Here is a 9460-nt window from a genome sequence, read left to right as displayed (position 1 = left end):
CGATGTTGATGCCGCTGCCGTTGGCGCCGATCACCGCCACGACCTTGTCGTTTTCGGCCATCCGCCTGAAGGCGTTCACCGCGTCCTCGGGACGGGTGCGGAAGTCATAGACCAGGAGTTCGAGCTTCTTGCCGAGGACTCCACCTTTAGCGTTGATCTCAGCCACGGCCAGTTTCGCCGAGTTGGCCTCGGTCTGTCCATAGGCGGCCCAGTCACCCGTTAGAGCCGCCAGGTGGCCGATCTTGATCACATCCTCGGCCGCGGCGACAGCCGCTAAACTCATAACCGCAAAAGCAGCAAACAAGGCGAGCACAAGAAATTTCCTCAAAGCCTACACCCCCTGAGAAGGTTATGGAAACATTTACATGATACCATAATTACTGTGCCAGACTGCTGGAGTCAAGATAATTTTTCCCGTTCATCTTTCCCCCTTTAACCTGCGATGTTCTTTTGTCTTTTGAAAGGGTTTTAGGGAGACCTGGGGGAGATCATGAGAAAATTGCTTGTGACCGATATCGACGGAACCCTGGCCCACGGGGACCACATCTGTGACGAGGTGGTCCAGGTCTGTCGGGAGCTGAGGGATGAGGGGTGGAAGATCATCGTGGCCACAGGGCGCATCCTTGCCAGCTCCCGTAGTCATATGAGGAGCGTGGGAGCCCTTCCCCAGGCCATCGTCTACGACGGTGCCAGGATCATGATCGACGGCACCGGCGAGGAGTTATGGGGCAGGACCATCCCCCCGGAGACCGTGGAGGCTATACTGGGGGTCATCTGGGACCTGGCCCCGGGAATCCAGGTCTTCGGCGACGAGAAGGTCTTCTGCAGGCCCGGCGAGATCTTGGCGAAGAAGTACTTCAGTGCCCTGGGGGTCCCCGTGATCGACGACCTCGCTTCTCCCAGGGGTATAGCCGGGATCTTCAGGGTGATCGTTCATGGAAGGGCGGAAGATATTGAAGGGATCGGCCATTATGTCCAAAGTGCCTTGGAGGGCAAGGTGAGGGCCGTCTTCGCCGGCGATGGCTTCCTTGATATACTGGGCCCCGGCGTCTCCAAGGGCGCGGCCATGAAGAGGCTGCTGGAGGCCCTGCTGGAAAAGGACGGCCCGGCGCTGGTGGCGGCCGCCGGGGACCACCTGAACGACCTCGAGCTGCTGGAGCACGCCGATATAGCCATCACCATGGAAGATGCCAGGGAACCTTTGAGGGCCGTCGCCGACATCGTCCTGCCCCCGGCATCGGAAAAGGGTTTTTCGAAGATCCTGGAACCTCTCGGTTCGCTGTCGGATTCTTTCGAAGCACAATTACGCAAGGGCCGCTCCCGCCGGGATCTCACCCGGTGTTCCTCAGGCGGGGGGCCGGGCCGGAGGAGGAATGGACAATGGCGGATAAGACCCTGAAATGGGGAGTGGTCAACCTGGGCATACCCGAAGGCTGCAACATCATCTTGGGGCAGAGCCACTTCATCAAGACCGTCGAGGACCTCTACGAAGTGCTGGCCACCTCGTCGACGTCCCTCGAGTTCGGGCTGGCCTTCTGCGAGGCCTCGGGGCCCTGCCTCGTGAGAAAGGACGGCAACGCCGATGACCTCGTGGAAGCCGCGGTGGCAAACGCCCTGAAACTGTCGGCGGGACATGCTTTCGTCATCCTGTTGAGGAACGGCTTCCCCGTCAGCGTCCTCAACGCGATCAAGCAGGTCCAGGAGGTATGCAGGATATTCGCCGCGACGGCCAACCCGCTCCAGGTGCTCATCTTCCAGACAGGCCAGGGGAGGGGCATCGCCGGCGTCGTGGACGGTTTCCCCTCCAAGGGGGTCGAGTCGGAAGGCGATATCGAGGAAAGAAAGAAACTGCTGAGGGATATCATCGGCTATAAAAGATAGCCTCATACCTCCCCTGGGCGGGAACCCTTCCCTGCGATCATGCCCGAGAGGGCCACTAGGGAAGAGGCCAGCAGGCCGACGGCCAGTGGGTCGGGGGGTAGCCCTGTCAGCGGCCACGACAGTGTGACCAGGAGGCCCGCCGAGCCCGTGGCCAGGGCCCAGCCGGGCGACAATCGGAACGGGGCCAGCACTGCCGCCACGAGGGGGACGAAGGTGCCCGATGCCCGAAGCCCCATGCTGAGGTAACTCCATTGGAGGATCATCGAGTTCTGCCCGGCCAGGCCGGCAATGCCAGCGAGGACGACCAGCGCCAGGATGGTCGTCCTCGTCACCCTGGTCGGGTCGTCTTCGGGGCGGCCCCGCAGCAGTGACGGGAGGAGGTCGAAGACGAGGTTGGTGGCCACGCCCAGCGTCAGGCCCGCGGCGGTCCCGATGAGGGTGACCAGGATCACCCCCCAGAGGACGCCCCCGACCACGGGGTTGAAACTCGTCGCCAGAAAATGGGGTAACGCCGTCGCCGATTCCAGTACCACGCCGGATCTCCTGACGCTCAACCCGACGACGATTCCCATGAGCCCCATGGGGGGCATCAGCGCCGCCGAGAGCAGGGCTCCCTTCCTCGCCGTGGCAGGGTCCGAGGCTGAGAAGATGGCCTGGATGTAGATCTGGGTGCAAAGGACTCCTGTTACGACGGAGAGACCGGCGCCGAGGCCCTGGCCCAGGCCCTGGCCGAAGGGGTTGAAGTAAGGGTGAAGGGTAAGGGGAACGGTCCCTCCTCCAGGGGCATAGAAGGTCTTCAGCGCCGCCCCTACGCTGGTGGCCAGCGCCGCGTAGAGTACGATGATCTTCCAGGCCCCCAGGGAACTGAAGGTCTTCAGTCCCCCCATGAATATGAAGGAGAGGACGAGGATGCCGACCAGGAACAGGGGGAGGGCGTTCCCTACCGTGAAGACCCCCCTGAGGAGCGCCGAACCGGATATGAACTGGACGACAATGGATATGAAGGTGCCCGTTATCGAAGCTACGACAGCCACCAGGGAAGTCGGCTTGCCGTAGGAGAGTTCCAGGAAACCGGGAATGGTCTGCACCCGGGAACGCCTCAGCGGCGTGGCGAACCAGAGTCCCAGCACAAGGCAGCCCAACCCTCCGCCGAGGGTGAACCACCAGGCTGAAAGGCCCCATTGATAGGCCATCTGAACGGTCCCGACGGTGGAAGCCCCGCCGACCAGGGCCCCCAGCAGTATCCCCGAGACTCGCAGTGTCCCGCTTTTCCTTCCGGCGATGGTGTAGTCGCCGCTGGACTGGGATTTGCGGCCGTGCCATACTCCCGCGGCCATGAAGGCCAGCATCACCGAAAGGGCCGATAGGGCGAACAGGGTCATCTGCCGCAGCCTCCCCTTCAAAGAAACAAACCCTGCCCATGATACCCGAAACGCCCCGGCCGCGGTGAGTTGGAGATGCTCCGCACGGTGCAGCGCCGGATGCAAAATGGTAGCCCATGCGCTATGATAAACTAAGAAAAGACAGTAGGCCCGCCAGGGCCAGGATCGGGGTGGGCATGGCAAGGAAAGGGCAACTCTTCATGTGCGGCGAGTGCGGTCACCAGACCCCCACCTGGTCGGGGAGATGCCCCTCCTGTGGGGAGTGGGGTTCCCTGGTCGAGGTGACCTCGCCTTCCGGACCATCGAAGCCGGGCAAAAAGGTGAAACCCTCGCTGGTCACGGATATAGCGCTGCCGGAAAGGCGCTCAAGCGGCATCGGCGAATTCGATAGGGTACTGGGCGGCGGTTTCGTCCCGGGGATGGTGGCCCTTCTCGGCGGCGAGCCGGGCGTGGGCAAATCGACCCTGTTGCTGCAGGCCTGCTCCGAAATGGCCGCCGCCGGGCGCAGGGTTCTTTACGTCTCGGGGGAGGAGTCGCTCTCCCAGGTCGCCATCAGGGCGAAGAGGATCGGCCGCGGCGACGGCGGCGGAGACCTGGGGATGATAAGTTCCACATCAATAGAGGACTCGCTGGACCCGGTGGAGGGAAGTTCCGTCGCCGTCTTCGACAGCATCCAGTCCTTCACCGCCGAAAACGGGGGAGGTTTTCCGGGGACCCCCTCGCAGGTAAGGGCCGTCGCCCAGAAAATCATCGAAAGGTCCAAGGTCCTGGCGGTGCCATCGGTAATCATAGGTCACATCACGAAGCAGGGCTCCATCGCTGGTCCTAAGCTGCTGGAGCACATGGTGGACGTGGTCCTCCTGTTCACCGGGGACAGGTCGTCGCCCTACAGGCTTTTGAGGTCCTACAAGAACCGTTTCGGGAGCACCGATGAGCTGGGCGTCTTCGAGATGAAGGACCGGGGGCTGATCCCGGTCCAGGACCCGAGCCGCCTTTTCTGGAGTTCCGCGGGCGACCCCGTATCCGGCGTCGCCCTGGGAGTGATCATGGAAGGTTCAAGGCCCTTTGTCGCCGAGGTCCAGGCCCTGGTGGCGTCCACGCCCTTTCCGTACCCCAAGAGGACGGCAAGGGGTATGGACGCCGGGAGACTCCAGCTGATGCTGGCCGTCCTGGACAGGCGGTGCGGCATATCCACCGGCTCACTCGACGTCTTCGTGAACGTCGCCGGGGGACTCTCGGTCAAGGATCCCCACGCCGACCTCGCTCTCTGCATGTCCGTGGCCTCGGCCGCCCTGGATCTGCCCCTCCCGTCCGACTGCTGCTTTATTGGCGAGGTCGGGCTGGCCGGCGAGGTCAGGCCGGCGGCCAGGACGCCCCTGAGGATCAGGGAAGCGGCGCGCCTCGGTTTCAAAAAAGCCATGATCAGCGCCTTCGAGAGCGACGAGATGCCGCCGGGCGTGGTGCCGGTAAGAGTGCGAAATCTCAAAGAGGCCCTGAAGGTGATGGGATGAAAAAAAGACCGGTTTTGGCGCTTTCAACCCTCATCGCGGCGGCTTTTCTCTTTCTGTCGGCGGCGGGTCCGGCCTTTTGCGATGAGGCCGAGCCCCCGCGTGCGGCCAGGACATCGGTCGTCGCCGTGGTCCCCACCGAAGGCGTGATCGGCATCGCCTTCGAGGAGCATATCCGGGAGTCCATGGCCAGGGCGGAAGAGGAGGGGGCGGTCATCATGGTCCTCGTGATGGACACCCCTGGAGGCCTTTCGTCCTCGATGAGGGAGATCATCCAACTTATTCAGTCGGCCCCCTTCCCGGTGGCGGCCTGGATATCGCCCCAGGGGGCCAGGGGTGCCTCCGCCGGGGCTTTCATCGTCCAGGCTTCGCATATCGCGGCCATGGCCCCGGGGACGAACATGGGAGCGGCCCACCCCGTGGTGGCCCTGGGCGGCGATATCCCCGACACGGACATGAAGAAGAAGGTCGTCAGCGACTTCGCCGCCCAGATGAGGTCCCTGGCGGGACTGCGGAGACGCGACATAGCCGCGGCGGAAAAGATGGTGACCGAGAGCGCCTCCTACACCTCTTCCGAGGCGCTGGAGGCTGAGGTCATCGACCTCGTCGCCAACGACATCGACGGGATCCTCGACTGGGCGGAGGGCAGGATCTTCCTGGTGGGGGACGAAGAGCAAAAATTTTCGCTCCAGGGGTACCGGGTCGTTGAACTGAGTATGGATCCGAGGCTCAAGGCTCTTCAGATAATATCGAGGCCCGACATGGCCTATCTCCTGCTCGTCGCGGGTATCTTCGCGATCATCCTGGAGGTACTGTCGCCGGGCGGGTTCGTCCTCGGCGTCACGGGGGGTATACTGGCGCTGTTCGGGGCCTACGGGCTGAGGATGATCCCCTTCAACTGGGCCGGAATAGTGTTCCTCCTGGCAGGGGTCGCCGTCATGGTGTTGGACCTCCTCCTGGGCGGCATCGGCTTCCTGAGCGTGCCCGGCGCCGGGGCGATCATCGTGGGGGGCCTCATCCTCTTCAGGGCCCCGGGAGGTGAGCTTTTGAATATGTCCTACAGTTTTATGACCGGAGCCGTGGCGGTTCTCGCCGCGTTCTTCCTTTTCGCTGCCTGGGCCGTCTGGCGATCCCTGAAGAGCCGGCCCGTCTCCGGCAGGGATGCCTTGGTGGGGAGCAGGGTCCTGGCCGTTTCGGATCTTTCGCCCCAGGGAAGCGTGATATGTCATGGCGAGATATGGAGGGCCAGGCTCTCGGGGGAGGGTCGCCTCGAGTCGGGGGCGGCGGCTGTCGTCGAGGAGGTTGAAGGCCTCACCCTCGTCGTCAGGCCCCTGGCATCGGACGAAGAAGCACCGCAGGAATGACGAATGATACCGGCAAGAAGAGGAGGTTGGGGATAGATGGCTAGAGGCTTGCTAGAACTGATCATGAGCATGGGAAGTTACGTCGGGGCGCTGATCATCATCCTGGTACTGTTGCCCTCGGCGCTCAGGATCATCCCGGAGTACCAGCGGGCGGTGGTTTTCCGGCTCGGGCGGTACGTGGGGACCAAGGGGCCCGGGCTCGTGGTGGTCATTCCCGTCATCGACCGCATATACAAGGTGGACCTCAGGGTGGTCACCCTGGACGTGCCCTACCAGGAGGTCATAACCAGGGATAACGTCCCCGTGAAGGTAAACGCCGTGGTCTACTTCCGGGTCATAGACCCGGCCAAATCGGTCATCGAGGTGGAAAACTACATCATGGCCACGAGCCAGCTCTCCCAGACTACCCTTAGGTCGGTCGTGGGCAGGGCGGAACTCGACGAAGTGCTGTCGGCCAGGGACAAGATAAATATTGAACTGCAGCATATCATCGACGAGAGGACCGACCCCTGGGGTATCAAGGTCAGCGCCGTCGAGGTCAAGGAACTGGAACTGCCGGAAGGGATGAAGAGGGCCATGGCCCGACAGGCCGAGGCCGAGAGGGAGCGCCGGGCGAAGATCATAGCGGCCGAAGGCGAACTCCAGGCCGCGGAAAAACTCACCCAGGCGGCGTTGAAGATGGAGGATTCACCCGTGACGATCCAACTCAGGTACCTCCAGACCCTCAGGGAGGTCGCCGCGGAGAACAACTCCACCACCCTGTTCCCAATCCCCATCGACATGATGAGGGCTTTCATGGAAACGAGGAAGGGCGGCCGGAGCGAGTAACCTTCTTTGACGTTGCGGCCCGGGAAAGGCGCGGGGGGCAACCCCCGCGCCTTTCCCGGCATTGGGCCGGGACGGATATAATATGTGCCAATCGCGAAAACAACAGCATTCAAGAGCGCCGCATCGAGGGGGACGAGACATGGGTTACGATTTTTCTTCGATCGAGAAGAAGTGGCAGGAACGTTGGGAAAAGGAGGGCACCTTCAACGTTGAAAAGGACCCGGGCAGGGATAAGTTCTACTGCCTGGAGATGTTCCCCTATCCCAGCGGGGCCCTCCACATGGGGCACCTGCGGAATTATTCCATTGGGGACATGCTGGCCAGGTTCCTCATAATGAGAGGGATGAAGGTCCTCCACCCCATGGGGTACGACGCCTTCGGGCTCCCGGCCGAGAATGCCGCCATCAAGTACGGTACGCACCCCAACAAGTGGACCTGGGATAACATCGAGCACATGACGGAACAACTGAAGAGGATGGGGTGCAGTTACGACTGGCGAAGGAGGGTCGAGACCTGCAACCCCGATTATTACAAGTGGACCCAGTGGCTTTTCCTCCAGTTTCATCACAGGGGCCTGGCCAGCAGGAAGAAGGCCCCCGTCAACTGGTGCGAAAGCTGCGGGACCGTCCTGGCCAACGAACAGGTCATAAACGACGGACGCTGCTGGCGGTGCGCCACGCCGGTGGTGAAGAAGAACCTGGAGCAGTGGTTCCTCCACATCACCGACTACGCCCAGGAACTGCTCGACTCCCTCGATGAACTTCCAGGCTGGCCCGAAAAGGTCAAGGTGATGCAGCGCAACTGGATAGGCCGCTCCGAGGGAGTCAGGCTGAGCTTCGCCCTTTACGGGACTGACACCCGCATCGAGACCTTCACCACCCGCATCGACACCATCTTCGGCGTCACCTTCCTGGCCCTGTCGCCGGAGCATCCAGCGGTGGAACTCATCGCCGAAAGGTCCCCCGCCAAGGCGGAGATAAAGGACTTCGTCGCCGCCTGCATGGCCCACCCGGAACGGGAGCAGGCGGCATCGGGAGCCGAGAAGGAAGGCATCGACACGGGGCTCCTTGCCGTGAACCCCGTGAACGGCGAAAGGGTCCCCATCTGGATAGCCAACTACGTACTCATGGAGTACGGCACCGGGGCGATTATGGGTGTTCCCGCCCACGACCAGCGGGACTTCGATTTCGCCAGGAAGTACTCCATCGATGTCATCCCCGTCATAAATCCCCCCGGGGAAGAGCCCCTGGATGGCCGGACCATGGATGAGGCCTTCGAGGGCGACGGTATCCAGTGCAACTCCGGGATCTTCGACAGGTTGCCCTCGTCGGAGGCGCTCCCTGCCATGATGGAATGGTTCGTCTCTCACGACTGGGGGAAAAGGGAGATCAACTTCCGCCTCAGGGACTGGCTGATATCCAGGCAGCGCTACTGGGGCGCGCCCATCCCCATCATCTATTGCGACCGCTGCGGGGCGGTGCCTGTCCCAGAGAGCGACCTCCCGGTGGAACTGCCGCTGGATATCGAGATGAAACCGGGCTCCAACCCCCTCGAGGATGCCGAGGAGTGGAAGAACGTCCGTTGCCCCCGGTGCGGAGGGCCGGGCGTGAGGGAGACGGACACCATGGACACCTTCATCTGCTCCTCCTGGTACTTCCTGAGGTTCGCCTCGCCCTGGACGGACAGGGCACCCTTTGAAAAGGCCGACACCGATTACTGGATGGCCGGCGACCAGTACATCGGCGGCATTGAGCATGCCTGCCTGCACCTGATCTACGCCCGGTTCTTCACGAAATTCCTGGCCGACATAGACCTGCTGAAGGTGAGGGAGCCCTTCACGAACCTGTTGACCCAGGGCATGGTCATCAAGGACGGCGCCAAGATGTCCAAATCCAGGGGCAACGTGGTCGACCCCGACGAGATCATCACCCGGTGGGGGGCCGACACGGCCAGGCTTTTCATCCTCTTCGCGTCGCCACCGGACAAGGACCTTGACTGGTCCGACCAGGGGGTCGAGGGTGCCCACCGGTTCCTCCAGAGGGTCAACAGGCTCGTAGAGAGCCACCTGGACGGCCTCCGCGAAGCGTCGACGGAGACGCTCCCCATGGATGTCCTCAGAGAGAAAAAGGACAGGGACCTCAAGCGGAGGATCCACTACACCATAGACCGCGTCACCAGGGACATCGAGGAGGAAAAGCAGTTCAATACGGCCGTGGCCAGGCTAATGGAACTGTCCAACGACCTGGGTGCCTACTCGCCCTCCTCGGAACGGGAGTGGCGCCTCTTCAGGGAAGGTGTGGAGGTCCTGCTGACGCTGCTCACGCCCATCGCCCCTCACATCTGCGAGGAACTGTGGGAGATGACGGGAAAGGAAGGTCTCGTGTCGGAACGCCGTTGGCCCTGCCTGGACGAGTCGGCCCTGGCGCCCGACAGGGTCACCGTGGTATTCCAGGTCAACGGCAAGGTGAGAGAGCAGGTGGATCTCCCGGCCGGCATG

General features: G+C 62.5%; 8 protein-coding genes. 6 read left to right on the top strand and 2 right to left on the bottom strand.

Annotation, left to right across the window (positions count from 1 at the left end):
• Positions 1 to 283 (bottom strand): ABC transporter substrate-binding protein (locus GX108_01170; protein NLO55657.1); only part of this gene is annotated, 283 nt, incomplete at its 3' end.
• A 207-nt stretch (positions 284 to 490) separates the two neighbouring features.
• On the opposite strand from GX108_01170, the gene GX108_01165 reads away from it, so the two are divergent.
• Entirely contained in the window at positions 491 to 1399 is a 909-nt protein-coding gene (locus GX108_01165; GenBank protein NLO55656.1) for an HAD family phosphatase, read from the top strand.
• Entirely contained in the window at positions 1381 to 1881 is a 501-nt protein-coding gene (locus GX108_01160; GenBank protein NLO55655.1) for an adenosine monophosphate-protein transferase, read from the top strand. The genes GX108_01165 and GX108_01160 overlap by 19 nt, the downstream gene beginning before the upstream one ends.
• Positions 1882 to 1883: 2 nt before the next feature.
• Here the strand turns inward: GX108_01160 and GX108_01155 are convergent, their stop codons facing one another.
• The gene (locus GX108_01155; protein ID NLO55654.1) at positions 1884 to 3263 is read right to left on the bottom strand and encodes a sodium:solute symporter family protein; all 1380 of its coding nucleotides are present in this window, start codon (positions 3261 to 3263) and stop codon (positions 1884 to 1886) included.
• Positions 3264 to 3439: 176 nt separating this feature from the next.
• Here GX108_01155 and radA point away from each other — a divergent pair, with 176 nt between their 5' ends.
• The 4 genes from radA to GX108_01135 all read left to right on the top strand — a co-directional run.
• On the top strand, positions 3440 to 4774 hold the full coding sequence (gene radA / locus GX108_01150; protein ID NLO55653.1) for a DNA repair protein RadA: 1335 nt from the start codon (positions 3440 to 3442) through the stop codon (positions 4772 to 4774).
• Positions 4771 to 6135: a nodulation protein NfeD gene (locus GX108_01145; protein NLO55652.1), complete on the top strand. Its 1365-nt coding sequence runs from the start codon at positions 4771 to 4773 to the stop codon at positions 6133 to 6135. Before radA ends, GX108_01145 begins: the two co-directional genes overlap by 4 nt.
• A 36-nt stretch (positions 6136 to 6171) precedes the next feature.
• Positions 6172 to 6963 carry a slipin family protein gene (locus tag GX108_01140; protein NLO55651.1) on the top strand — a complete coding sequence of 264 codons (792 nt, stop codon included), beginning with the start codon at positions 6172 to 6174 and terminating at the stop codon, positions 6961 to 6963.
• A gap of 139 nt (positions 6964 to 7102) precedes the next feature.
• Positions 7103 to 9460 (top strand): leucine--tRNA ligase (locus GX108_01135; protein ID NLO55650.1); only part of this gene is annotated, 2358 nt, incomplete at its 3' end.

It is taken from the genome of Thermovirga sp. (genome assembly GCA_012523215.1).
Lineage (GTDB): Bacteria > Synergistota > Synergistia > Synergistales > Thermovirgaceae > 58-81.
The sequence above is the reverse complement of the archived record's forward strand: the minus strand, read 5'-3'. Positions and strand labels throughout refer to the sequence as shown.